At 61.8% G+C, this 25,901-nt stretch carries 26 protein-coding genes; 2 read left to right on the top strand and 24 right to left on the bottom strand.

Going from position 1 to position 25,901, the window contains the following annotated elements:
• Positions 1-36: 36 nt before the first annotated feature.
• The 16 genes from SIL87_RS00250 to SIL87_RS00175 all read right to left on the bottom strand — a co-directional run bounded on the left by SIL87_RS00250 (position 37) and on the right by SIL87_RS00175 (position 15,933).
• Positions 37-468 carry a hypothetical protein gene (locus tag SIL87_RS00250; protein ID WP_319612342.1) on the bottom strand — a complete coding sequence of 144 codons (432 nt, stop codon included), beginning with the start codon at positions 466-468 and terminating at the stop codon, positions 37-39.
• Positions 469-795: 327 nt separating this feature from the next.
• Positions 796-3,471 (bottom strand): type IV secretory system conjugative DNA transfer family protein, encoded by a 2,676-nt coding sequence (locus SIL87_RS00245; protein ID WP_319612341.1) that lies wholly within the window; start codon positions 3,469-3,471, stop codon positions 796-798.
• Entirely contained in the window at positions 3,468-3,947 is a 480-nt protein-coding gene (locus SIL87_RS00240) for a hypothetical protein (protein ID WP_319612340.1), read from the bottom strand. Before SIL87_RS00240 ends, SIL87_RS00245 begins: the two co-directional genes overlap by 4 nt.
• On the bottom strand, positions 3,944-5,122 hold the full coding sequence (locus SIL87_RS00235) for a secretion/conjugation apparatus DotM-related subunit (RefSeq protein ID WP_319612339.1): 1,179 nt from the start codon (positions 5,120-5,122) through the stop codon (positions 3,944-3,946). Before SIL87_RS00235 ends, SIL87_RS00240 begins: the two co-directional genes overlap by 4 nt.
• Entirely contained in the window at positions 5,119-5,694 is a 576-nt protein-coding gene (locus SIL87_RS00230) for a lytic transglycosylase domain-containing protein (protein ID WP_319612338.1), read from the bottom strand. Before SIL87_RS00230 ends, SIL87_RS00235 begins: the two co-directional genes overlap by 4 nt.
• Complete coding sequence (locus SIL87_RS00225; RefSeq protein WP_319612337.1) at positions 5,691-6,188, bottom strand: hypothetical protein; 498 nt, start codon at positions 6,186-6,188, stop codon at positions 5,691-5,693. Before SIL87_RS00225 ends, SIL87_RS00230 begins: the two co-directional genes overlap by 4 nt.
• A gap of 14 nt (positions 6,189-6,202) precedes the next feature.
• Complete coding sequence (gene icmT, locus SIL87_RS00220) at positions 6,203-6,451, bottom strand: IcmT/TraK family protein (RefSeq protein ID WP_319612336.1); 249 nt, start codon at positions 6,449-6,451, stop codon at positions 6,203-6,205.
• Complete coding sequence (locus SIL87_RS00215; RefSeq protein WP_319612335.1) at positions 6,441-7,646, bottom strand: type IV pilus twitching motility protein PilT; 1,206 nt, start codon at positions 7,644-7,646, stop codon at positions 6,441-6,443. Before SIL87_RS00215 ends, icmT begins: the two co-directional genes overlap by 11 nt.
• A complete protein-coding gene (locus SIL87_RS00210; protein ID WP_319612334.1) occupies positions 7,639-8,319 on the bottom strand; it encodes a hypothetical protein in 681 nt (226 codons plus the stop codon). The genes SIL87_RS00215 and SIL87_RS00210 overlap by 8 nt, the downstream gene beginning before the upstream one ends.
• 88 nt (positions 8,320-8,407) lie before the next feature.
• A complete protein-coding gene (locus tag SIL87_RS00205) occupies positions 8,408-9,622 on the bottom strand; it encodes an ATPase, T2SS/T4P/T4SS family (protein ID WP_319612333.1) in 1,215 nt (404 codons plus the stop codon).
• A 13-nt stretch (positions 9,623-9,635) separates the two neighbouring features.
• On the bottom strand, positions 9,636-10,604 hold the full coding sequence (locus SIL87_RS00200) for a type IV secretory system conjugative DNA transfer family protein (RefSeq protein WP_319612332.1): 969 nt from the start codon (positions 10,602-10,604) through the stop codon (positions 9,636-9,638).
• A complete protein-coding gene (locus SIL87_RS00195) occupies positions 10,601-10,741 on the bottom strand; it encodes a hypothetical protein (RefSeq protein ID WP_319612331.1) in 141 nt (46 codons plus the stop codon). Before SIL87_RS00195 ends, SIL87_RS00200 begins: the two co-directional genes overlap by 4 nt.
• Before the next feature lie 79 nt (positions 10,742-10,820).
• The gene (locus SIL87_RS00190) at positions 10,821-11,342 is read right to left on the bottom strand and encodes a DotD/TraH family lipoprotein (protein WP_319612330.1); all 522 of its coding nucleotides are present in this window, start codon (positions 11,340-11,342) and stop codon (positions 10,821-10,823) included.
• 607 nt (positions 11,343-11,949) lie between these two features.
• Positions 11,950-13,983 (bottom strand): VTT domain-containing protein, encoded by a 2,034-nt coding sequence (locus tag SIL87_RS00185; RefSeq protein WP_319612329.1) that lies wholly within the window; start codon positions 13,981-13,983, stop codon positions 11,950-11,952.
• A gap of 789 nt (positions 13,984-14,772) precedes the next feature.
• Positions 14,773-15,417, bottom strand: coding sequence for a hypothetical protein (locus tag SIL87_RS00180; protein ID WP_319612328.1), 645 nt, complete (start codon positions 15,415-15,417; stop codon positions 14,773-14,775).
• Positions 15,418-15,513: 96 nt separating this feature from the next.
• Entirely contained in the window at positions 15,514-15,933 is a 420-nt protein-coding gene (locus SIL87_RS00175) for a MerR family transcriptional regulator (protein ID WP_319612327.1), read from the bottom strand.
• An 83-nt stretch (positions 15,934-16,016) separates the two neighbouring features.
• On the opposite strand from SIL87_RS00175, the gene SIL87_RS00170 reads away from it, so the two are divergent.
• Both SIL87_RS00170 and SIL87_RS00165 read left to right on the top strand, forming a co-directional pair.
• Positions 16,017-16,394: a mercuric transporter MerT family protein gene (locus tag SIL87_RS00170; protein WP_319612326.1), complete on the top strand. Its 378-nt coding sequence runs from the start codon at positions 16,017-16,019 to the stop codon at positions 16,392-16,394.
• Positions 16,387-16,620, top strand: coding sequence for a GDCCVxC domain-containing (seleno)protein (locus SIL87_RS00165; protein WP_319612325.1), 234 nt, complete (start codon positions 16,387-16,389; stop codon positions 16,618-16,620). The genes SIL87_RS00170 and SIL87_RS00165 overlap by 8 nt, the downstream gene beginning before the upstream one ends.
• 312 nt (positions 16,621-16,932) lie before the next feature.
• Here SIL87_RS00165 and SIL87_RS00160 read toward each other — a convergent pair whose 3' ends face one another.
• The 8 genes from SIL87_RS00160 to SIL87_RS00125 all read right to left on the bottom strand — a co-directional run bounded on the left by SIL87_RS00160 (position 16,933) and on the right by SIL87_RS00125 (position 25,882).
• Positions 16,933-17,154, bottom strand: coding sequence for a hypothetical protein (locus tag SIL87_RS00160; protein WP_319612324.1), 222 nt, complete (start codon positions 17,152-17,154; stop codon positions 16,933-16,935).
• Between the two features lie 520 nt (positions 17,155-17,674).
• Complete coding sequence (locus SIL87_RS00155) at positions 17,675-19,720, bottom strand: ATP-dependent helicase (protein ID WP_319612323.1); 2,046 nt, start codon at positions 19,718-19,720, stop codon at positions 17,675-17,677.
• Positions 19,721-19,727: 7 nt separating this feature from the next.
• Positions 19,728-20,738, bottom strand: coding sequence for a hypothetical protein (locus SIL87_RS00150; protein WP_319612322.1), 1,011 nt, complete (start codon positions 20,736-20,738; stop codon positions 19,728-19,730).
• Positions 20,739-20,907: 169 nt separating this feature from the next.
• Positions 20,908-21,684 carry a hypothetical protein gene (locus SIL87_RS00145; protein ID WP_319612321.1) on the bottom strand — a complete coding sequence of 259 codons (777 nt, stop codon included), beginning with the start codon at positions 21,682-21,684 and terminating at the stop codon, positions 20,908-20,910.
• 14 nt (positions 21,685-21,698) lie between these two features.
• Positions 21,699-22,601 carry a phospholipase D-like domain-containing protein gene (locus SIL87_RS00140; protein ID WP_319612320.1) on the bottom strand — a complete coding sequence of 301 codons (903 nt, stop codon included), beginning with the start codon at positions 22,599-22,601 and terminating at the stop codon, positions 21,699-21,701.
• Entirely contained in the window at positions 22,598-23,023 is a 426-nt protein-coding gene (locus SIL87_RS00135) for a hypothetical protein (RefSeq protein ID WP_319612319.1), read from the bottom strand. Before SIL87_RS00135 ends, SIL87_RS00140 begins: the two co-directional genes overlap by 4 nt.
• Positions 23,004-23,321, bottom strand: coding sequence for a hypothetical protein (locus SIL87_RS00130; protein WP_319612318.1), 318 nt, complete (start codon positions 23,319-23,321; stop codon positions 23,004-23,006). Before SIL87_RS00130 ends, SIL87_RS00135 begins: the two co-directional genes overlap by 20 nt.
• Positions 23,318-25,882, bottom strand: coding sequence for an ATP-binding protein (locus tag SIL87_RS00125; protein WP_319612317.1), 2,565 nt, complete (start codon positions 25,880-25,882; stop codon positions 23,318-23,320). Before SIL87_RS00125 ends, SIL87_RS00130 begins: the two co-directional genes overlap by 4 nt.
• Positions 25,883-25,901 lie beyond the last annotated feature (19 nt).

Here is a 25,901-nt window from a genome sequence, read left to right as displayed (position 1 = left end):
ACTTTACCGAAAGCCCGATCTTCATTGCTGGGCCGCTCACTGAGCCACCGGCCCCGCGATCTCACGATAATCCTGACCGCTCATCAGGAGAATGCTCGACATCAGATGTTTTCGTTCAGAGGACGGGTGGATGCCCGCGTTTCTGAGAACGGTGAGGGTTCGGCCAAAGAACTGTGCCTGGGTGTAAAACGGGAGTGGCGGGAAACCATGAACCCGGGTCATCGCGATCGACATCTCATAGGCGGCGGAATCCTCACCCAGACACTCGATCTTGCCAAGCGTCAGCCCGGGGGATGGTGCCATCACGCGATAGCATCCATTCACGGCCTGTACGACCTGAGCCATGCCGCCGGTCTGATCGTATTTCCGGAACAACTGGACGCCGACATAGACGGCACGGGGGATTGGTTGGGCAGGAAGCGCCGCTTCACCCGATGCCGAGGTCAGCATGGCCACGACGAGCCCCATGAGACTGACTCGGATGACGAACATTCCCATACGCTCCATTTTCCGTCCCTGAAGAAAGATTTATTTTCAAAGTGCCTGATTGGCAACTCACCCGGATCATCCAGACCGATGCCCCGATCGTGTGGGATGTTGATCGCACCACCCATCCCGCCGGGGACCACCCCAAACCTGCCGAGGCGGTTACTGGACGCACCGTGATCACAGCGATAGCACCAGTCGCAGGGGCGTCCGGCAGGATGAGATACCGCTTGAGTCGGGCACGATGTCGCAGATTACAGCGTGCTCGATCGCGTAAGGCGGACCATCCATGCAACTCCCGCTTCCCGCTTATCGTCCCGGGCTGAACCGTCGCTGGGTGGCGGTGGCATCGTCCGGTGCCGGTTTGCTTTGATCCTCGCCAGTTCCGCCATTCAACACCGGCGATCCGACCGGGGCATCCTGACCAGGCGCAGCTGCGTCCTGCACACCCTGCCCTGCCTCCCCCTGCCCTGCCTCACGAGCGTCCGAAGCCGCCGGATCGTCCGTTGTTGCGCGGTGTTGTGTCGGTGGTATCGGTGGCGCTGCCATCGCGACAGCATCGCCCTGTTCCGTCGATCCGGACGGTGGGATCGCCTGGCGGAAGGTCTCGATCAGATAGTCCAGACTGATGAGATAATCCCGAACCGAAATCCCACCCAACGCGGCTTGGATGCGTAGTTCTTCATCGGGAATGAGCGTCATGAGATTGCGGCCTGCCGGTAACGACAGCTGATCGGATGCAGCGCCATCGACCGGTTTACCTTCGGCGGTTTTGGCATCATCGCGGTGGATGACGGACCGTTGGAGCATGAAGCGTTTGAGATCATAGCGGGGGCGCTTCCGTTCATCGCCCTCCTTTTCATCGTCAGGCATGCGCGGGAACACCTGGAACGCCTGATAGTAGATGCCGGGTGCGCGCATGTCCGGATCAAGATCGGCAAGAGCCGCGGTGATCGCATCGCCGATGGCGGTATCGCCCGCCTCGCCTACCAGCTCGCCCGACCCGGTTTTCACCATCACCGCCTTGATCGCCGGCTCCAGGGATCGGATGATCGCCTCGAACGGACCACCCGGTTCTGCGGCAACCGGTCGATCGTCCTGCAGGGCCGTGAGCGCCGCCTGGACCCAGCCGTCGCGGGTTACGCCCGACTGCTTAGCGGCGGGCAGCAGGGCGAGCGGGCGGTTGATCCGCAAGGCCCCCTGCGCCTTCGGCTCAGCATCGAACGTCTTGGCATAGACCCGAAAGCGCCCGTAGAGCATGATCGCCTCACCCTCGATCAATCCCCGGACATCCTGCCAATCGACCCGTGAGACCTGGCGGACCTCGGCCTGCATCCCTTCCGAATAGCCGCCCAATCCGGTCGCATCGAAACGGCTGGCCTGGGTGACGTAGGTGTCGCCGGCGGTCTTCTCGATATAACTCCTCGTCTCGGATCCCTCCTGCAGACGGGTGATGATCTGGAGATTGGCGTTGCCGAGCATGGATAGCGCTGATTCCCCCATCCTGACCTTGAGCGCCACGATCTCCTGAAACCCGAGCAGGAAGAACAGGCCGAGCTTGCGCCCCATCGCCATCATCTTGTCCATCGAGGTCACGGCATAGTAGCCGACCTCATCGAAGATCACCGGGAACGGCGTCGCGGACTCGGCCGCGTTGTTCGCGATGATGTCGTCGAAATTTCCCTCGAGATCGGCCCCCAGCGTCTGCGCCATCATGTTGCGCAATGTCGCGACGACGATCTTGCCCAAAGCCGCGGTACTTTCGCCTGAGTTCTCCAGGGTCGGGAGATTGACCGCCAGAATCCGGCGATTGAGCACGATGTCGCGCATGTCGATATCGCTGCTCTCGACCTTGAAGATGTGACCGAGCGATACCGCCATCTGGGTGAAGGTCTGGGAGAAGTGCATCACGGCGAACGAGTGCTGCCGGGCCGGTTCATCGCTCCGCCGCAACGCCTCCTCGATCTTTGCGGCGGAACTGTCCTTGCCGAAACTGCCGACATCGAACCCGCCGGTCTCACCCAGATAGGCTTGCAGGGGGAATAGATAGGCGGGCGGGATCGCCGGTTCCTCCTTGAGATCGATCTCGGTGAAGGTGCCGGCCTCGGGATCGCGCAGACGGTATTTCGAGTGCAGCGCGAGTGCGATGACCGAGCGCAATTCGGTGGCGAGGCGGATCTTCTCGATATCGATCGGGATGTTGCGGTTGTCGCGCAGCCATACCAGCACGGGGGCCAGGGCACCGAGCAGAGCGACCGCGCGCGAGAGGAAGACACCGTTCGGATCGTTGGCCCCACCCTGCGGGTTACGCTCGATCTGGCTGACCAGCAATTCGCGCAGCACGTCGGCGTTGCACGAGGCGAACGGGTTGAAGGTGTTGGTATCGCGGTTGCCGCTGGCGACCAGAAAATTCAGCGCCACCACGTCATCCTCGCGGTTGAAACGGCGGGCCTGGGAATAGAGCATGGCGTACAGGCTGTTATCCGCCTTGCCGTCGACGAAGATGAACCCGCTGCCGTGGATGAGGGAATTCGCGACCATGCTGACCAGGGTGTAGGTCTTCCCTGCGCCGGTGGTGCCGGGCACCACGCCATGCTGACGGCAATCCTCGTTGGTGAGCCAGATCTGTTGCCCGGTCCGAAAATCCGCCCCGAGATAGAAAATCCCCGCCGGTTTCTGGGGCGAGCGGTCGCGTGGTGACGGATGGTTGCGATCGCGCCCGCGGGCGTAGCTCGGCAGGCGCATCGGCAGGATGGTCGGGCGCGTCAGCACGTAGGTCGCGATGATGACCGCCAGCACCACGACCGGATCGAGGATCACCGGCGCGAAGAACGATCCGACTCCACCCGCGATCAGGAGAAACCCGCTGAGCGGGGTCTGCAGCGCCTGGAGAAACCGCACCGATCCGGGGCGGATGTCGCGGGTCAGCTGTGGCCCGGCCCGTTCGGTATTGGCTTCCGGGCCTTTGACTTCGCGCGGGATCATGGGTCGAGCCCAAAGCGCGCTTGCGCGGCCGCCGTTCCCGGGGCGATCGTGGGTTGATGAACCGTGCCGATCGGCTTCGCGCCATTGGCCAGCGCATCGTCGATCGCGGCTACCGGCGGCACGATCCGGTGTTTCGCCGTGGCCGGTCTCTGCTTGCCGCCCGATGATGCACCACCCGAGAGGGACATCGGCGCCATCGCCACAGGCGGCTGTACCGCGGTGCGCGAGGCCCCCGACACCACCATCCCGACCTGGATGAACGCCACCAGTACGACGCCGAGGGTCAGCAGGCGCACGGGTCGCGACTGCCACCAGGAGGAGGAGAAGCGGGAGACGGTCGAGGTATGGAGCGTCGGTCTGGCCGTATCGGCACTCCCAAGCGACGCCAGTCCCGCGATCGTCACCGGCGGATCGCCGGCGAGCGGTTCAATCCTGAGAATGATGGCTCCACCATCATGAGAGATCGTGATGTTCATCTGAGATCCTTCAGCGGCTGTTGCCTGGTGCTTGCTGCGTCGACCCGCCCGACCACGAGATCGATCGCCATTTCGATATGCGGCAGGACCAGGGCGACACGCTCGGCGCGTTCGGTCTGCCAATGCGCCCGCGCCCCGAGCGCCTCGATCTTCGGATTGGGAAACGGCCCGTCCTCGGTCTCCGAGACAGGAAAGCCGAGCGATTGCAGCGCGTACCAGAGGTTCCGGTCGATCAGTTTCAGGAAATTGAACTGCGCCGGCGGAAGCAGTCCGGCGCGTGCCCGCGCGAAATTCAACAATCCCATCACGGCGGTGGTCACGAAGCCATGCTGACGCAGCACGGGTTCGACTTCGGAGCGGACCGGGGTTTCGGAGAGGATCCGGTCGACCGCCTGCATGATGGTGGACGACAGCACGAGGGGGTGCTCTGGCCCCGTACCGCCTTCCTGTGCGGCATTGACCGCCAGACTCTCCGATACGAGCCCGAGTAATGCGGTGGCCTCCTTGCGCCGGCGGCACGCGTGCAATCCGCAGACGGCGATCATCATGCGTGCCGAGGCGGGAGCCCGATCGATGCCGCTCCATGAATCGCCCAGCTGTGCCTCGAGCGCTGCAACCGCCTGATCCTGCTGAAACACTCCCGTCTCGCCCAAGGCGTGGCAGGCGAGCCACTCGCCAAGATGCAACGCCGGATCGGCGGGTCGTGGTGCCGGCAGGTTCGGGGCGACCGGTACGAGGCGGCGCGGCAGATAGGCGGCGATCGAGCGGAACACCGGCGCCTGCGCCTTGATCAGGCCATCGAGGTCGAGCGGTGTCGCGTAGCGGCTTGCCGGGGCAAAGATCACCAGAATGATCCCGAGTACCGTCACAAAGATCGACAATGGGACAGCGAACAGCGCCGAGACCGCACCGACCACCCGGAACAATCCGACGATGGACAGGGAGGATGCCGGGATCGTCCTGATCTCGTCGGCCAGCGCGTGCGCGTGCGTCGCGGGTGTCCAGTCGAAATGCAGGATCTGGAATGCCATGAACTCCAGCACGGCACGCGAGATCGCCGTGTGGGCCTTCAGCCAGGCGAAGCCGAGGACGAACACGAGGGCGACAAGTATGAACGCCAGCGACAGGACGACACTTTCGACAGCCGCCTGCTGCTGGCGGACGTTGCCGCTCATGATCGGTGCCCCGGTGACGAGGGGGCGTGACCGACTTCGGCTTCGAGTCGCTCAACCTCGCGCAGGACGGCCCGCAGGTAGGCCGATTGATAGCGCGGGGTGCGGGAATGGTAATACGCCACCCCCTGCCAGAGATGGCCATCGGCATCGTGGATCGAGCGTGCCAGGATCCAGCCACCCGCCGCGACATTGGCGCAGAAATTATCCCGGATCGCCCGGAAGGTCGCCCGTGTCGTTGCATGCCAGTGACGCGCCAGTGTCGGCAACCAGATCTGGTTGATCTGCATCGGGCCGATATCGACGGTGCCGTTGGTATTGAAGCTGACGAAACCCGGACGCCCTCCTTCGACATGAAGGAGGATCATGAACAGGGCGGGCGGCAGATGATACAAACCTGCCGCGGCGTCGATGCAGGATCTGATCGTATGATCCGCGGCCTGCGGTGTCGCAGCGATCGGCACCGGCCGGGTCGCGTCGTGATAAGGCCCTGCCCATGCTTGCGGGACGGACGAGATGGCGCTCAATCCCATCAGCACGCCGACCGCGCTGCTGAACGCGCCCCGCCTGCTCATGACGCGAGCGCCGGTTTGGGCTGCGGCACCATCGCGAGTGTGGCACCATCCAATTCCGCGCCGGGGGCGCGCTCGATCAACGGGCCGAGGTCATTGACGAGAATGCCGGTCTGATCGGCCACCTGGCTGATCGCTTCCATCATCGCAAGCATCAACGGCGTCAGATTACCGTCCGGCGCGACGATCGAGACCAGTTCGATGCCCGCCAGCGCACGCCGGCAATCCTGCATCCGGACCGGGAACGGTGTTTCCCCGAGATCGGCCCACACCGCATTCCCGGCCAGCACGAACAGCGGCAGAAGGCCTTTGGCGTGAGAGGCGAGGAACGGCGAGATTACGGTCGGTTGCCAACTGTCGAGATCGCGCAGCAGGACCGGTCGCCGGCCCATGACGAACAACCGGGAAAACGCTGTGCTCAGGAGGGCGATCGCAGATCGGGCCTGCCCGGAACCAGCCACGACGGTGAGGGTTTCGGATGGGGGTGGAGATTTCATGGCGACCTCCCCGCTCACACGAAACGCCGTTTGCGGTCGCGCGGAACCGCCGGACGCAGCGGCCCGACCAGCCAGCGTCGCAGGATCCGCATGGTCGCGACGATATTGACCCCGAACCAGCCGATCACGCCGAAGAAGATGATGCCGACCAGCGCGATCACCAGCGTGGTGAATGACCAGTAGAGCAGGAAGATCAGGGCGGGGACCAAGGCCCAGGCATCGATAATGAACAGCCGCAGCGGCTTCATCGTGTCACGCCACATCACCAAACTCCTTTTTGAAATAAAACGCGGTTTCTTCGGAGATACGCCCCTGGGCGAGCGCGCGGTCGGTTGCGACCGAGAAACTCTGCCCCTGGGTTCGCAGCGCTTCGCGGCAAATCAGCGGCCAGTCATCGGGCGAGGCGCTGACCAGCCGATGGTTCAGGGGCTTGTCGAAGACGAGGAACTCCCGCAACGCGGTGCGTTTGCCATCCACCGAGGGAACCAGACGTTGATTGATGATCAACCGCAGCGACTGACCCAGCTGGACGGCGACCGCATTGCGTTCATTGACCGGGCACAGGCTGACCGCGATCTGGGTGGTTTCCTCGACCGACCCCGCGTGCATGGTGCCGTAGATCGCGGTGCCCGAGATCGCCATCTGTGACATCACCACCATGGTTTCGGCATCACGGATCTCGCCGAGCACGGCGACCTTGGGGTTGCGCCGCTTGGCGTTGCGGGCGCCCGCGGCAAAACTGGGGACGTCGCGCGGGATTTCGGCCGGGCTGATCAATGCGGACGCACCGCGCACATCGTCATAGACGAACTCGATCGGCGAGGCGTATTCGAGGATCGAGAGATCGGCGTTGAGGTCGAGCAGCATGGCGCGGATCATTGCGGCCAACAGGGTCGATTTACCGTTCTCGGTGCCGCCGCTGACGATAACCACCCCTTTGCTGACCCGATAAGCGGCGAGGATTTCGGGTTCGAGGGCGAGGCTGGACAGGTCGGGTGCCCGTTCGGGCAGGACGCGGGCGACGATCGAGACCGTGACGACACCATGGGTCTCGCAACCGGTCGCATTGACCCGAAACCGGATCGAACGATTCCGCTCTGGTCGCGCCTTGAAGCTGACGTCGAAATCCATGCCCTGTTTGAGCCGGGCCATGCCATCCGCGCCGTAAAACAGGTTGGTGGCGGTTTCGACCTCGGGGATGGTGAGATCGCGCGGGGTTGCCGGCCGCAACCGACCGTAGCGCTGGACGAACGCCGGCGCGAAAGGTTGCAACCTGATATCCGAGACGTTGCGATCGGCCGCCCAGACCATGAAGCGGTTCCAGTCCGCCTCGTACATCCGCGGTGGCATCGGCTCGAATACGAGATCCGTGTCAAGCGCGTGCTTCACCGAGAGGGCATCTGGCGGGGCTTCGGAAGCAGGAACGATCCGAAGCTCGTGACGGTTGGGTTCAACCATGACGATCCCCCTTGGCGATGGTTCCGATGAGGCGGCCTGCCTCTGCGGTGGACCCCAGGATGTAGCGATGTTGAAGAGGATCATCCGGCGCAAGAAATCCCCTCCCATGCCCCGGTTCGGCATAGTTTAAGTCAACGGGAGGACCGGCACTCTTGTCCCAAGGGGAGGACAGGCAGGACCGATAATCATTGAGCGCCGCATCGTCCGCGTTCTTGTCCGCATGTTGATCCGCGCCGGACGCCGGCGCTTCCATAAGCCTGGCCGGATCATCCAGCGGCTGTTCATCTCCCAACAGCGCCAAGGTTGCCCAACCTGCCCGTGTCACCAGAACGATATCTCCACCAGCCGGATAAAGCGGCCTGCCGAAGCCCTCCTCCCGAGCACAGATCTCGTAATGCCGCACCATAGTCGCCCGGCAGGAAGTCTCGATTTCGGCGGGGAGCGGATCGGGGACACCGCCACGCTGGACGAGACCGGCATCAACCAGTTCGCTGACAGCATCGCTCCCGAACCGGGCGATGATACCTCGGTCACACCAGTCACCCGGACGATCCGCGGGCGAGGCTTGTGTCGCAAGTGTCGCCAACGCGAGTCTCGCGTGATCGCTCAGGGGCGAGGACCGCAACTCTTGAACAGAGGATGGCGGGCAGGATGCCGTATCATGGGTTTTCATTGTGGATATCCTTGTATGAGTACGCCGACCACCTGGATCGGGAGCGAGTCGAGGCGGTGATGCAAAATCGATGAGATCAGGATTCCTCTCATGGCTTCGATTTCCGGGGACGACGGGGAATGATGGGCGCGGTTGTTTCGGCGACGACGCGACGAAACACCTCCGGGCTGATCACACCGGCGTTGCGAGCAACGCTGGCGCAGGCCGCAAAACTCTCGCCTTCCTCCTCGAAACTCTTCAGGAAAGGCAGCAACCAGCCGCTTGGCGCAGTCTGAAGCAGGGCTTCGCGGAGCGTAGGACCAACGATCTGGTATTCCTGAAGCGCCGAGATCGATCCCTGCTGGTTGCGGACCATCTTCTGCGAAATGATCGTGCGCAGCTTCAGCGCGAGTTCAGGTAGGCCAGGGGCGTAATCCTCCCCCTGCCCCCGGCTCAGCAGCGCCAGAACCCGCGCCACTGTATTCATCACGCCACTGGCGTTGACGCCCACGAACACCCGCTTGCCCTCCGCCGCGAGCGCCAGCGCGATTTCCATCGTCGCGGGATCACGGCATGCACCGATCGCCACAACGTCCGCGCCAATCGAAGTCGCCTGCACCATCGCCCGGTTCAGAGGTTCGCCTGGCGGTGTCTCGATCTGCAGGATCGAGGATTTTTCCCATTCGATCGGCCGGATTTCCTGGGTGAACGAATAATCCGTCAACCCGTAGATGACGGCTCGGTGCTCGACGCTGCGGTCTTCCACAACCCAACGGACAAGGGCTGCGATCAGGCCCGTCGCGTCGCTGTCGATGCCGCCGCTGACCAGCACAAGACCACTCCGCGGCAGATGATCCCACAGTTCTCGATCGAGTTCATAGAAATGAATGTCAGGCAGAACATTGGGCAGGAGACGCAGGACGATCTCATGGCCGCGGAGTTCCGATGCGTCATGGATCTCGGTCTCGGTGACCTCATAGCGCAGATATTCCCTGTCCTTCAGATGCACCCGGCCGATCTTATGCCAGTGCCGATGGGGGCTGGCGGGTTGGGTGTGATCGCCAAACAGGAATTTCCGGAGACCCTTCAGATCGTGGGGGGTGAGCAGGTGGTGCGTCGTCGTGCAAAATTCCCAGTCGATCTTCGCGACGACCGGTCGCTGATCGCCGAAGAACAATTCGCTGACACCTTCCTGCACGGCACGGCGGAGAAACTCCTGCACCGCAACAGGTCGATCGAAATTGTCGGACGGATCGATCAGGATGGGGCGGTGGAATTTCCGATAGTCATCAATCGGACGATTGTCTGGACCTCTGCTGACCATGAGCACACCCCCCTCAGCGTGAAGGTGGCTGGCCGATCGGCCCGCCACGCGGGACATCGACCGAACGCCAGTTCGCGGCGTTGGGATCGAGGCCCGGCTGATTGGTGATCCGGATGACGTCGTTGCCGATCAGCATGCGGTTGCGCCCACCGGAGACCGCCTCGTGATGAAAGACCAGATCGGGGGATTCCACGAGGCCGGCGCGCAGGAGCACCTGGTAGCGGACCATCCCGATATAATTGTTCTCGAGACGGCTCAGATCGTCGAGGAAGATCTGGGCACCCTGGGCCTCGCCCAGCGCCCAGCCTTCGGCCACCCATTTGTGCCAGTATTCGACTTCCAGTCGCGTGCGCGGCCTGATCGCGCTCGGCGGGGGTGTCGGCTTCGCCCAGGTTCGGACCAGATAGGTGCGCCAGTTGGGCGGCGCGGAGGCAAGCTGTGCCTGCTGGGTGATCTCGTAGACCTGATCGGTCTGCTTGGCGATCTGACCACCGGGCGCGAGCGCAAAGGCCATTTGCGCCTCGGTGACGATCGGTGGACGCAACAGGGTTTGCCCATTGCTCACATTGACCATCAGCTTCCCGAAATCGAACGTGCGATCGAGATCGGCCTGATAATTCACCAACATCAGATTGATGGCATAGCTTTCCGCAGCCAGACCGCCCTGAGCACCGTAGCTGAGCGCGTTCTGCCGGAGTGCCTCGCGTCGCATCGGCGAGATCGCCTTGTGCTTACCCGTCAGTGGCCGGAGTGCCTGGAGTTCATTGAGAGAGGGTGGAGCCTGTCCTCCTGTCAGGATGCCGTTGATCCGCGCCCCGGCGACCGGATTGTTGAGCGGATTGGCGTTATCGTGCAGGCTCCGCGCGATCGCGCCGGGACTGTCCGAAATACCGATCTGGGGGAACAGCGCCTGTGCTGCGTAAGCCGCCGGTGCCAGCAACAGGGCGACCGGCAGCACGGCCATGGGTAGAACGCGACTCATCGATAGTCTCCTCGGGAATTGAACAATTCGGGTGGCAAGGGGTCGGTGATGCCGAGACGGAAAAGCAACGCGCGCCGGCGCGCGCCGGAGACGAGATCGGACAGAAAATCACTCATCGGATCGGTGATCTGGATCATCCGAACCGGCAGACGGAGCCGGGGTGACGAGCGGCGGGGGGACCGGAGCCGACGACATTTGCGCGCCATGACACCCTCCTCACGGCTGGCCCGACGCGGCGGCCACCGCATCAGGTCGCGGATACCGCACGTCGATCGTCTGTTCGGCGGGAATGACGGTGACCGTCGCACGCGACCCGGCCTCGATGCCGAGCGTGCGGATCACCGTCGAGACGGGGATCTGGTCGGCGTGAACCGAGACCAGAACCGGGGCGACACCTTTCGGATGATGGATCAGCACATGGTAGTTGATCAGCCTGCCGAGCGCGTGGACCGCGGGGCCGAGATTACCCTCGTAATTCCAGCGGATGCGTTGTTCGAGTTCGTCGGGCAGAGCCTCTGGCAATCGCGCCGAGGCCAGGGTCATCACCGGTTCGCCATCGAGCTGATCGACCGACTGGTCGGTGCGCAAGATTGCATTGTTGAGCGCCGTCTGGAGGTTCGGCATGCCGGGTGTCACGACATCCGAAGCGACTTTCGGAACCGAGCCGGTCGCGCAACCGGCAAGCAGGGCCGCCGCGAGCAGACCCGAAGCGATAGCCGAATGGTGAAAAACGCGCATGGTGGTCTCCCTTCGAAGACCACGGTGCGAAACCGTATCGCCAGTGCGAACTGATTTTTTGAGCGATCACGCAATCGGGAAAATTAAACCTGTCGGTCAGGTTGCGACGCCGGCTTTCGGGAGAACATTCTCCTTGAAGATCAGGAGATCGCCACGCCACTGGTTCAGATTGGCGCTGCGGTCGCGCTGGTTGGGTGTGGTTATGCTATCTTCGGAGTCGTCGGGCACGGTCAATTGCGACCATGAGCCATGATCGTCGCATTATTTCCCAATTAAATCAGGAAACTATTAGGATGCGGTAACCGCTGCAGAAGCGTGATCGCTAGTGTAAACTTTGAGAACAAAAAAAGGACATAGTAAGAACTTGACATAGGCTGTGTGACTGATGGGTTAATCCTGACCGTATCAAAAAAGCAAGGGGTCGAACCAGGGTCTGAGTCACGCCTTCGCGTAAACCCTTGGCCTTACCAAAGTGGCTAGCAACGGTGGATAATGCGACATCATGTTGCACAGCTTTCATCGACGGAAAGCTGCATCTCCGGATCCGACAAAGTCGTTAATGGCGGATTCAGCATGGTTCGGCGGATATTGTTCACCATGCACTTCGCTAGTGATGATTTGACGATCCGAGCAGCGTGTCTCCGTTCCATCGCCATGTGGTTGATGTATACGAGCGCCGAACGATCAGACTCTCCGGAATCGCTGAGGCAAGTTGGCGCAGAGGTTTATTCAGGTTGTGCGTATCGACTGGTGTATTCAATGTCGAAAAAAGCCGTTGAACGTGCTCGACGACTATTGTGCCATCCCAGAGCCAGGAGATTTTTCCATCGGGCTGCGAAATGTCTATATTCGACCGCCAGAGACGAAGTACGATGCGGTTCCCTGATCTCGCCGCGCCGGATGGCCGAACCATAACGAGTCCGTCGGTTCGGCCACTGGCAAGTCGAGGCAACACCGGAAGCAAAGCAAGATTCACGTGGGGCGCCAGAAACTGCAGCATCGATTTGAAGGTCCATTGCGGTGCCAATGTCCAGCCATGAGCATGCAGCTCCGATCGGATCGCTGCGGTGCTACCCACCCATTGGACCGTAAAAGGTTGGTCGAACTCACCGAACAACGCCAGTCTGCGCCGCGGCAAGTGAGTCCAGCCGCCGTGCCGCCACTGTGTCAGAGACATCGTTTGTGTCTGGGTTTGTAGGGAAAAACGCCGCATGTCGGTATCGTGGAACACGCGAATGTTGACCATACCTACCACGACAAAAACGATGGCCGTTGTGCAACCAAGTCCAACCGGACGAACGACCTCCGCCTTGCGGGCGAGGTATGCGATGCTCAGGAGCGTCGCCCATGCGGCGCCAAAAGCGATACTTTCCAAGGTAATGGAGAGGTACTCAGTCCCCAAATAGAGCCGTGAAAACGCCAATGCGACCAGGAATGTGATCGTGATGATCGAGATGAGGACGCGGTAGCGCGTTGTTAACTCGCGACACATCACAATCGTTAGAAAACCCAAAAGTGCGGCGAACGCCGCCAAGTGGATCCCCGGAAGGATTGATGTTCGCTGTCCTGTGTTCAGGAGCAACGATTTCGAATGGCCCAGAAGGAGGTTTAAACCAGCTGAAAATAGGACCGCGCCCAATATGGTGCTCACCGTATACACCATTGCCCGCCAAGCCTTCCGCCTGCCTAGCCAGATCAGAGCTGCACCCGTAGCAGCAAGCGCGCCCGTGCCGCTACCGATTTCGGTCACCGCTGCAGCGAGTTGGGTCACCCAACCGACATGCATCGATAAGAGCAGATGCAGTAGCGAGCGATCCGCCCGAACTAACGGGTCACCCGATATTAAGTCCTGCATAACGCCGAAAAAAAGCCACGTACTGCCGATCAGGACACCACCCAAGGCCACAAGCCCGGGAATTTCAGTGGTATCCGGGTCGAGCAGTGAGACAATTTTTCGCCGAAACCAGCTATCGCGTGACCGTGCCCAAGTTAGCGCCGGTCCTCTCAGATGATTCATCAGCCGCACAAGCCAACCGATTGCGCGTGGGGTGAGCCATATGATGAGGAGTAATACGACGAAGAAACCGACAATCAGAGCTTCGAGTCGTCCGGCGACAGCTCCCAGAATTGTCAGAGAGGCCCCGATCAATACCCCCATTACGACGTGAGCCGGCGCCCATAGAACCGCTGATATGATGTTCAGCGTATAGAATCGGACCGCTGGCATTCCGGTGATCCCGGCCACAAGCGGAACGACGGCACGAACGCCTGGCGTGAATCGGGCAACCAGGATCGCTTTGCCGCCATACCGGCGGAAAAAGGCTTCTCCACGCTCAATCAGGCTCGGATGGCCCCTCAGCGGCCAGTGGTTGGCTGCCTCTAATTTGTAGCGATGCCCGAGCCAGTATGAGAACCCATCGCCCGCAATAGCACCAGTGGTCGCAAATGCCACGAGCGGCCAGAAACGCAACGCGCCGGCAGGTACAAGAGCACCCAATGCGATGATCACGGCGGTGCCGGGTACAAGAGCCCCAACAATTGGAAATGCTTCTGCGCCGGTTAGGAGGAAGGCCAGACCATACGCCAAGAGCGTATGTGCCCGAGCAAAATCCACCACGCTCTGAACCCAATGAGAAATCATAATCCGCTTTCTGTCACCTCTGGACGTATGTCCTTCATATAGCGGCGCGACGCGTACGTGCACTCAGGTGGGCCAAAAGTGAACAAAACAAAAACATCGACCCGCGTCCGTGTCTGATATGTCTGTGTCGAGAAATGCCCCTTCAAGTCGCCCTGATTTGGGCCAGCGGGACATACTTGGTCGATCTGGTGTCAGAGTGAATGCGACGATGGCCCGGTAGCGTTTTCGTGTTGTACCGTGAAGGGAATATTTCGCGGTCAGTGGTGGTCTTTGGGATATCAACAACCCTGGAGAACGTCATGACCATCGAGATTGAGGCTCCAACGTCGGTCCTTCCCTCGCGTCGGAAGGTCATGGAATGTGCGACCTGGATCGGAGCTGGATTGGTTTGGACCTTCGCTGGTGGCGTGCCCACTACATTGGCGATGATCGGGGACGCGTCTGGCGCTACGTCGCGCTTCAGTTTTTTGCAAATAAGCGACAGTTATATTGGCTTTAAAGCGCCGCTTATCCTGACGTGCCGGGCACGCTGACCAAAGCAATCGGTCTTGCTAAATCCATGCGCCATGAGGCCGCGTTCATTCTGCAAACGGACGATATTACCCAACTGTCGAAGCCGGCCGAATTCGACACGGCGCACGAGATCAACAAGGGGGCCGGCATGATGATTCACCATGTCCCCGGGGAGCACGATAAGCTCGATCCCGGCAAGAGGGGCTATTTGGCGCGCTATGGTAAGAGCACCAAGGGCATGGGATGGTGCAGTTTTGATGCTGGACTCAATCGAACCTACATCCTCTTGCCCATCATTCCCCGCATCATAGCCGGCATGCCCTCTGCAGCGAAGCGGTCGAGCTCCTTGGCGTGGGCATAGATAACCTTGACCATTTCGGGGTCATCCGAGGTTTCAGTCACCTCGATGCCCGTCGGTAATAAACGGTACGAGCGCCGATAGCGGGTGGGGTTTTGCAGCATGGTCGAGGCGCTTGGACTCATCATGTAATTGAAGGGGCGATTGGCGGCCATTCGGTTATACATTTCGATGACGTGAGCCTGAATAATGCGGGCAGTTTCTGGATTGGCGGAAACGGTGGCATCGATGATACCATCGGGCAGGTACTCGGTAGTGCGGTGAATCTCAGCATGCCGTTCGAATAACTCCATGCCGAGTTTCATTGGGCCCATCATGTTGTGATCCGCCATCATGCCGCCCATCCCACCGGACATCATGCCGTCCATGCCCCCCATGCCGGTCTTGGCTGGCGCGGCCAATGCGCTCCGCCGATCGAGCCCGACAAGCCCGAACAGCCCGGAGATGATGGTGCCTAGAACGGCGGTAAGGGTACGGCGATCCATCATGGCAATCCTGGGTGAGGGTTCAGCGGCCAGTTTCGATCGAACCGCGGAGCCTTTATAGCGGGTCGCGGCCATCATGGCACCGTCGTGGGATAACGATTATGGAACCGAATTACCCAGTGGCCGGGTATCCTGTGGACCCGATCGTGTCCGGCCACTGTGACGGCTGGTAGGCTAAATCTTGCGTTGGGCGGTCTCTGCAGAGAGCACATCGATCAGAGGGCATGTCGCCTTCAGCCCAGCGTCGCATTGCTCGACCGCCTGGGCAAGAATGCTCTCCATCGAACGTAGGTCGGCAATTCTTGTCCGAACATCCGCTAGATGCGTGGCTGCCAGGATCCGGACCTCGCCGCACGCTTCACTGCCCAGAGCTGATAATCCCAGCAACGCGCGAACTCCCTCGAGGGTGAAACCCAACTCACGGGCTCGACGCACAAAAATCAGACGTCCGACATCGCTCGCCGAATATTGACGGTAGCGGCCGCGCCGCTGCGCTTCAGGCAGCACGCCCACTTTTTCGTAAAAGCGGATTGTCTCGATGGCGCAGCCTGTTCGTTGCGAGAACTCCCCGATGAGCATGTTACCGGCGACCATGAGACACGCCTCCAAATTTATCTTGAGTCTGTAGTTACTACAGACTGTAGGACGGAGCTGGTATCACAGCAAGGAGCGTGGATATGATCTCAACCAAGACTGAGCCAGAGACGAACGGCCAACCGCTTCGCGATACGAGTGCAACACTGCTGACCGTAGGCGGTACGCTCGCGGCATTTGGTGTAGCATCCTGTTGCGGCCTGCCCTTCATGTTGGCGACCATTGGTATCAGCTCGGCTTGGCTGACCGGCATTGCCCTGCTGGCTGCCCCTCACCGGTCCCTCCTCCTATGGGCAGGCGCAATATCCCTTGCTTCGGGGGCGGTACTCCTGTGGCGCCGCCAGACGGCAGTCTGCACCACAACAGATGCGATATGCTCTAGTCCCATTGTGCGTGGTCTCACGATTGCTGCCTTGATCGCCGGCCTAGTGCTGCTGACCATAGGCTATCTGTATGCCTGAAACCTCGATAATCGCTGAGTCGACTATAACCTGCCCGGACTGTGGCTTCACGGCTACTGAGACGATGCCGACAGACGCCTGCCAGTTTTTCTACGACTGCAAGGGCTGCGGTAGGCTGCTGCGGCCAAACCGCGGAGATTGTTGTGTGTTCTGTTCGTTTGGAACAGTTTCGTGTCCACCTATCCAGATGAATGGCGCGCAAGCGCCCTGCTGTACATCTTGCTGATGAGCGCGGTCGAACCATCCTCGAATGTATCGCCCGATTTTAAAGTTTGTTCTCAATGGCATGGAGTTTAGCGAACACTTGATATCGACGCGCCAGAGCGTAACTACCGTCGGTATTATTAATTTGCCGCTCGAGTTGGCTGGGGGGGGGGAAGAAATTGGCGATTCTTGCCCATACGTCGGAACTGCTATGTCGAGGGTCGCGACGAGTGCGGCGACCACGGCCAGTCTGGCCTTGGCACAAAGCCCTGATAGCGGGATCTATGGGGCGCTGCCATCGTTCGGCGTGGGGCTGAACGATGGCAGCGGCCGCTCAAACCGCAACGCGGATGTTCTGGATCGCCTTCAGCTGGTTGGCATGGGCCGTGCGGCCCTCTGCCAGCTTCGCATTTCGGACCGTTGCTTTGCCTGACGGCGCGTGGACGATGATCGGCCCAGGCTGGTAGATCGACGTGCCGACAGCAGCGTTAGCTGCCACCGGGGCGAACGCGCCGACAATACTCAGAACAGAGGCCAGAAGGGCTAATTTACGCATTGTAGTCTCTCCTTGATCAAACGATGCAGGGGTTCCCTGCCTTGCCGCCAGAGATAGCCCAACTTCACTTTGGTATTAATGCCTTTAGAATTCCTATTTCCCATACCGAATTGGCATATATCAGGTGAACGAGGACGGAATGGCGACGGCGGGAAGCTTAAGTATTATGGGGATGGAAACGCTGGGGAATGCTGCAAAGGAGGAGCACCGTATCGCGGCGAAACCAAACCAAAGCAGGCTTGCTGGAAAATGAAGGATCGGTGACCGACAGCCCTGTTGTGAGCATCATTCCGCTTTGGTCGCTGCTCGTCCATCGTTTGGATCAGCTCGAACCCTTACCGAAATCGCGGTAAACCTGGATTGCAAACTCGCGCTCGCCGAGTGATTTGACCTCGATGCCGTAGCCCCAGCCATTGTCCAGCGGTCTCCCTCATCGCAATTGACATGACGAGAACTGCACCCGGTGATATTCGGTGCGTTCTTCATCGAGATAACGTCTGCCATATTTCGTGATGACGACTCAGAGACCCATGTGGCGATCGAGCATCTCGGCATCGCTCATTTGGGTCAGAACAGGTTCCCCGCGATTTCTCCGGCCCGACCGATCGTCCGCCCAAAGCCAACCTGCCACTTTATGCGCGGCTGGAATATCGTCGACGTAGAGCGACGGCGCTTCGTACCCGCGCCGGTACTCGCAATGCGAGACCGTGACCCGACGCATGCCGCGCGTCAGCGCGACATAGGCGAGCCGGCGCTCCTCGGCGACGTCGCCATAGGGCGGCGGGAACGCGCCCGCCTCCCAGCCTGGCAGAAACACATGCGGAAACTCCAGCCCCTTGGCTTTGTGCAGGGTCATCATCTTGACCCGATCGACCCGATCCTCGCCGGGTCCGGAGGTTGCCAGCGCCGCGTGATCGAGCAGGTCCCGCGCCGTATGAAATCCCGCCGCGATTTCGAGGAGCTCCTGCAAATTCTCCAGCCGATCCTCCGTCGTCTCCGCCCGGCTGGCCCGCAACATCGCCCGGTAGCCCGTCTGATCGAGTAAAGTGGAGATCTGATCGGCGACACTCGCTTGGGTGTCCCGCCCGGCGGCCCGGATCAGGTCGATGAAATGGAGGCCGGCGCTGCGGCACTTCGTCGGCAGATCCGCCGTCTCGATCGCCCGAAACAGCGAGGATTGCCGGAACGAAGCCTCGGCTTCCAACTCATCGAGGGCTTTCGGACCGAAGCCGCGCGGCGGGGTGTTGATCACCCGGCGGAAGGCTTCATCGGATTGGACATCGTCCGGTGTCGTCGCGATGCGCAGGAACGCCAGCCCGTCCTTGACCTCGGCCCGCTGATAGAAACCGACGTCACCCACCAGCACATAGGGGATACGACGGCGCATCATCGCCTCCTCAAAGCCGCGCGAGAGGAAATTGCTCCGATACAGGATCGCCATGTCATCCCAGCCGATCCCCTCGCCGTGACGGCGCTGGATTTCATCGGCGATCCCGTTCGCCTCCGCACCCGCGTCAGGAAAACGGAGGATTTCGATCAGGTCACCGGCGGGCTTGCGGGTGAACAATGTCTTGCCCATCCGCTCGGCGTCATGGGCGATGACGGCGTTCGCGGCATCGAGGATGTGGGCTGTCGAGCGAAAATTCTCCTCCAGCCGGATCAATCTGCCGTCGGGATACTCCCTGAGAAACCGGCGCAGATAGGCGAGATCGCTGCCCCGCCAGGAATAGATCGCCTGATCGTCATCGCCCACGCAGAACAGCTGGCGGTGATCTGCCGAGAGCAGGCGCAGCCACGCGTACTGGACGTAGCACACGTCCTGATATTCGTCCGCGAGCACGCAATCGAACCGCCCGGCCCAGCGCAGCCGATAGGTTTCATCGCGCTGCATGGTCAGGGTCGGCCATAGCAGCAGATCCCCGAAATCCGCCGCGTTGGCTTCGCGCAGGCGACGTTGATATTCGGCATAGACCGGAACCGCCGCGCGGAACCCCGCGGCATCGATCGGCCGGCGTTCACGGGTGGCCGCCCCGATCAGTCCCTCCACCCGCAACGCCGCGTCTTCCGGCGCGATGAGATTATCCTTGAAGGTCTCGATCCGCTTGGCCATCAGCTTGATCGGATCCCGCGACGTGGCCATGCCCTCATCGATCGCGGCGTCGATCTGCATCGACTTCACAACCCTTTTGAGCAGGCGGCGACTATCATCGGCGTCGAGAATATCGAAGCCCGGTCGCAAACCCGCCACTTCGGGTTCGATCCGGAGCTGACGCGCGCCCAGTCCATGGAATGTGCCGACCCATCCGGGTTGGTCGCTCTCGCCCAGGGCGGCAGCAATCCGTTCTATCATCCCGCGTGCCGCCTTGTTCGTGAACGTCACGGCGAGAATCCGTGACGGGGCGACTCCCGCGCCGATCCGGCGCGCGATTGCGGCCGTCAGTGTCTTGGTCTTGCCGGTCCCGGCGCCGGCCAGCACCAGAACCGGTCCGTCCTGATGGGCCGCGTCAGATTGTGCGGCCGTCAGATCGGCAAGGAGAGGAAGTGGTCTTTCAGGGGGGCGGTCCATCGTAGGGCTAATTCAGCAGGCCGGAGGGCGGGGGTTCGGACCGCGCTGCCTCGGGATGGCGTTGCAGATAGGGTGTGCGGGTCAGGGTGCTGGCGGGTCCCGGACCGGAATCGAGTAAGGCGTCCGCCTGATCGAAATCCGGATGATCGCCGCGCAGATAGCCATCCAGACACGATTTCAACGCCGGGCTTTTGGCGAGATGGTTGAAGGTCCAGTTCCCAAAATCCTGCCAGTATTGAAAATGCTCGAACACCAGAGCGGGATCTTGCAGACGCTGCTGGTCCAGCAAATCGAGATGCCAGGTCGAATCACCGACGAGGAGCGGGAGCTCACGGATATGAGCCGTCCCACCGGACAAGGCGTCATAGGTGTCATCGGAGACGATGATGCTCATCATTCCCTGACCGGGAACGCCACCGCGCCGGACATGCAGGCGCGACAGGAAGGCCATGTTGAGGAGCAATGCTCCCGGCTGCCAAGTCCAGGCGCCATCCTGCGGAGCGTCCAGAGGGGTGGTGGTTCTGATAACGCTGTAACGGTGCGGATTGAGCGCGGTGCCCTCGTATTCGCAGATGATCAGGACACTGCCATAGGCTGGATAGGCGCAGGCGACAAAGATGATGGACTGGACTGGACCCCATCTGCAGCTGTTACGAAGACCGGCCAGGATCGCAAGGAGGCTGATCGGTTCATCTCCCAGCGGCAAGGTGCCGACGACGAACGGATGACCTTGCCCTGACCCCAGCCACCTGGACGAAACACCCAGCATCGCGGCAAACGCATCGGTCTCGGAGGGTGAAAGCGTCGCCTCTCCGCTTGCCACAGCGCGATACCGATCGAGACCGCGTTTGCCCATCATCCGCGACAGGTTCCGGACGAACCGGCGATCGGGGGGCAGGGCGAGGTCTATCGCCTTGCGGAAACGCGCCGCGAAATTCGCCGTCTCTGCCCCCGCCGCTGCCCCTGCGCCGGCCCCAACGCCGGCGACGGCTGTCTGATCGGTGCGCACCGATGACATGATGTCCCCCGATCCGATCATTGCGGTCCCAGATTATGCCATAGGAGCGATGGGGATAGGCGGTTGGTCCGGAACTGTTTCATGGAAATCTCCGTTGGTAGATAAACGAGAGCGGCGGGAGGGCTGCGGTGCCCCCGCGCCGGAGCGGTGACCCCGCCGGCCGGGGTGCTCAAAACGACCTCTGGTGGACGGGGGTGAACCGGGGTGAGGCGATCGAAATCGTGATCGCTTCGTCGTCCGATACGGAAAACTGCTCGCGCAGATAGGCATCCCGCCGGTCCCGATAGATGTTGCGGAACCCGAACCGGCGGCTCGGCTGCTTGCCCGCGACCAGCATGATCACGGCGCCGAAGGAGACGACGAGCGCGTCGAACGCTATCAGGCTGCGCGCCAGGTCACCGATCCGGATGATCTGCGATCCGGTGACCGCCGCGTGAAGCAAGGGCATCTTCAACCCGCCGAAAGCAAACAGGAACAGCATCTCCCAGGCCAGCGCGAGCGGCGCGACGACGAAGATACTGGAGAGAAGACGCACCATGACCTTGAACAGATTGAGGGCCTGCTCGACGGCGAGCGTCGGATTGTCGATCAGCACGAGGTCGAGCGCGGCGAGATCACGCACGGGCACCATGGCGATGATGTCGCCTTCGGCGGCAATCGATTTCAGGAGACCCGCCGGCCGGTCGGCCGCCCGACGCAGACGCGCGCGCCAGGCCTGGAACAGGGCGACCACGGCCGCGGTCACGGCGACGATCATGAGCAGGATCGATCTCGTCTCCCCCGCCTCCCCGAGCAGCAGGCCGGGCAGATCGAAACATATCGCAGGGATCAGCGCCACGCTGATCCCGAGGAAGATCCGGCTCAGGAGCGGCTCCATACCTTGTCCGGTTTTCGGGGCAGACGGGAGGCGCAGATGCGCGGGTTCATCATGGAAATGATCGTTCATGGCCGTGCCTTTCCTCATGTCGGCTGATGCAGATGATCGGCGTCGTGCCAATCGATCTCGAACTGCCGCCGCAAGGCGGCACGGTCCGGGCCGGAATACAGCATGATCCCGATCTCACGATTGGCGTTGAGACTGGTCCGCGAGAAATTCTGCGAGCCAATAAACCCGGCCTGCGGCCCAACGATCATCTTGGCGTGCAGATAAACCGGGTGTTTCGGCAGAAATTCGACCTGCACGCCGTGGCGCTGCAACGACGCGACCCGATCACGATCCGATGGAGCGAGTGTCATCGGAAAGATGATCCGCGCATCGGCGCCCTTGGCCTCGATCGCCCGGATTATGACGGGATCGTCGCCGAGTTCCTCGGCTTCGATATCCACATGGCCGGGCTGGTCGATCACACGGGCGAGCGTGGGTTCAGAACCGGGAGAGACGACCAGGGTGGGCGCGCCACTCCGGCCCCGATCACCGGCTGACCGATTATACCAATCTGCCCGGAAGATCCGCTCCAGCGCCGCCACCAGAGCCGGGCTGGCGGTGCGGTCGATATAGTCACGGTCATGGTGGAACGCTGCTGCGTCCCAGTTCGCCGAGCCGATCAGCACCTCGCCATGGCTGACCGCGTATTTGGCATGATCGAACCGGTACCTGCCCTCGAAGCGTCTCGGCGCGACATGAACATGCGCGCCGGTGGCCCGGAGATTCGCCATCTCACGCGATACCAGCGAGCGAGATATCCCATAGGGTTCGCCATCCACGATGACATAGGTTTTCACACCGCGCCGCACGTCTGCCTTGATAGCCCGCAGCACCGGCTTGCTCGCGAGATAATAGACATTGATCCCGAGCGTGACCCGCGCCTTATCGAGGAAACTGATCACCGGGGCCGGGCCGGATTGCGGACAGATCGAGATCATGACCGCAGATCATCCGGGTTGCCGCACGACCGGATTTTGCGGCCCTCGATCTCGCGGGTTCGTCGCATAATGCCGCCGGATTCCGACCGGTCATAGGCCAGGGCGACGATCCGGAAGCCCCCGAAGGCCAGAAAGATCAGACCCAGCAGCTCGAGGCTGAACGGATCATCCGGCAGGTGCAGAAGCCACCGACCATCGAAAGCCGTGTTGTAGGCTATCCAGGCCAGAGCGGCAGCACCCCCTGTGGTGGCACCGGCGACCAGCAGATCGAACAGATCGCCCGCGCGGGCGGCACTGATCGTCGAAGGAGCAGGCTGACCACCGACGGCAGTGGTTGCGGGGAGACGGCGCGCGAACGCCATTGGCGCGCCGGGCGTAAAGGGTTCAAGGGGAATGTCCCGTTCATGTTCCATGGCGATCAACCTTTCGTTCGAGATCGTCGAGGCCGAGTTCGGCGGTGACCAGCCGGCGTTTCATGTCGTCGAGATCACCGCGCATCTGCCGGATCATCGCGCGTGTGTCCGGGTCGGGTTCGATCACGGCCAGGCTTTCGAACGCCATGTTCATGGCCTGGTTTGCGGTGTGGGCCAGCTGTGATTGCCGATCGAGCCACGCGCTGAGAGCGCTGGCGGAGCGGATGGTGAACCGGACCGACGCCGAGGTTTGCGGCTCCGGGCGCCAGATCCGTTTGGCGATGAGGCGATCTTTGGGGGCGGTCATTCGGCGGCCTCGCGGTAGGCTTGTCTGGCGGGTCTGACGGGTTCCTGGTCGAAGCCGCGCAGCATGATCGCGATGCCCCGGCCATCGTAAATGTCCTGTGCCAGTTCGTCGGTGACGCCGGCCTCGATGGCCGCCTGATCGGCGTCCCGCGTGAGGCGTTCATCACGCCGGCGACGGATCTCGCCCTCGGCACTGCCTTTGGGAAACACCAGGGCGAGGCGACGGCGCGCCTCGGCCGGGCCGAGCATGGAATAGAGGCGGGTCCGCAGATGCACATCCAGCGGCGTCGTGCTCAGCGCCCAGAGTTCGATCGGACCCAGGCTGTTCACCATCATCTGCTCGTATTTGGCGTTATCGACTTCGGCGATCATCAGGAACGGCGCACCACCCCCGTTCCGGTCGGGACCGGTCAGCCGGTTGCGCAGTACGAAAGCAGAGGCCGCCGATAACTGGAACCGCTTGATGATGGTCTCGCGTTCCTTGTCGTCGCGGGCACCGAGGACGATCTGCTCATTGGTGTTCCGGATCAGATCGTCGTCAAAATGCTCGATACTCTGCGAGGCGACGACGATCTGGACATTGTGCTTGCCCCCTTCGAGGAGATCGCGAACCACCTGGGCGCGCACGAAGGGCGAGGCCTTGGTGCGATGGTATTCATCGTAATCGAGACGCTTGACCGATTCCTTGAATTCACGGAACCGCGGCGCGTGATAGGCTTTCATCGCATCCGGGACATGGACCAGATAATCCGGATGCAGGAAGAAGTTCCGCCCGATGATGTGGCGCGCCAGCATATACATCAGCGCGGTTTTGCGATCGGCATCCGCGCTGCCGCTGGGCGCGACCTCTTGCAGATCGAGTACGATCACCCGGGCCGGCCCGAAATCCAGACTGGTGGCCTTGTTGAGGGTCGGGATCTCGCGGATCAGGGATTTGATGTAGCGCTCGAACATCTCGGCGAGGGTCTCGCTGGTTTCCTTGCCCCTGAAGGAGAAATCCCCCCGGATCCGCTCGGCACGCGCGGCGCTGATTAGGTCTTCGAGGATCGGCACGGCATGGCGCTGGGCGAGTGCTGCGAGGGCGTATTCACCGCGGGCGCAGAGCACATCGACGATCTCCCACCACCAGGGATGGGTCGCCTCGATGCGGATGGCGTTCGCCGCGAGATAGGCGTCGACTTCCGGCACGGTGCCGGCGACGTAGACTTTCGGGGTGATATTCTCACCGCCATCGCCAAACATCCGGTAGGCTTCATCGATCACGAGGCCGATGAACTGGTTCATTCCCTCGAAGCCGACCGAGGCATCCTGCGACAAGGTCGCCAGCGACAGGAAATTGATCAGAAACGATCGTTCGAGCGGCAGAGGATGGCGGCACCCCAACTGGAGATCGAAGGGGTTGTATTCATAGCCGGAACGAAAGCGCAGGCGGACATAGATCGCCTCGTTCTGGCGCTCCGGCGGAAGTCCGTTGCGCAGCAGCAGCACGAAGCCCTCCGCGGAATCGCCGATATCGATTTTGCCGATCAAGGGCAGCTTGGCACCCAGAGGGCCCTGGGATGCGGTCGACAGGCAGAGGCCGAGGTTGATTGCATTCGCCAGGGTGGATTTGCCGAAGCGCGGCGGTGCGACGATCAGGGTGAAGACGGCACCGCGCCCGGAGCCAGAGGGATCGTACGGCGCGATCCGCCCGTCAGGGCTGCGGAACAGCACGCTCCCCTTGCGCCAGGCCGACGCAGGGCGGCCCCAGGGCAGCATCCTCAGCGCCTGCGAGATCGGCGGGGTACCCGAGGGGGCGGTCGAGCCGAAGGCCAGCCCCAGCGCGCTGCCCATGAGTGCCTCGAGGGGATCACCCGCGGTCAGCCCGACATTGCAATTGCCCCAGGCCTGGACGCGCTGGGCGAGTATCGCCGCCTGACGGCGCAGCATCGCGCGCTCGCCGCGCGGTGCCCAGGTGGCAAAGGAACAACGCCAGCGTACGGTCACCTCGGCGGTCGTCTCCTTCAGGTGGCGGAGGTTCTGGAATGCCCGCATCACCGCGCGGTTGGTCGGATCGAACGCCAGCATCGTCGCGATGCCCGATTTGAGCCCTGCGAGGATCGCCCCGCCGCCCTCCACCCACATCGACATCCGCCAGGGGATGTTCGAGGCGGCCATGCGCGCGACCAGCTCGGAGAACGATCGCGCATCCTCGGGACCGACCGTGATTTCAACGGTGGTCCATTCGTAGGCCCCCATGGTGACGATCCGCATGCCCTCGGTCTCGGCATCATCTGCGAGCAGCTGGGATGGCAGCGAGGGCCACAGCAGGAAATCAACCTGCCCCTTCTTCGGCTTGCCGTCGGGCAACCGAGGGGCAACCGGATCACCGGGCAGGATCGCCCGCCAGTGCGGCTCAGTGGTCTGCCCGATCGCCTCGCGGATACAGCGCAGGGCGTCGCGCGGATCGAGTTCGTCGCAGGCGACGTCGATCCCCCGCAACGCCGTGACCACCCGGGCGACGAAGGCGGTGTGTTTGGTCGCGAGCAGATCGGTGGTGTAACCTGACGTCTGGAAATTCATTTTGGGTTGGGAGTTGGTG

The sequence above is a fragment of the Acidiphilium acidophilum genome (assembly GCF_033842475.1).
In the GTDB taxonomy this organism is placed as follows: Bacteria; Pseudomonadota; Alphaproteobacteria; order Acetobacterales; family Acetobacteraceae; genus Acidiphilium; species Acidiphilium acidophilum.
Note: the sequence above shows the minus strand (reverse complement) of the source record. Positions and strands in the feature narration are given on the sequence as shown.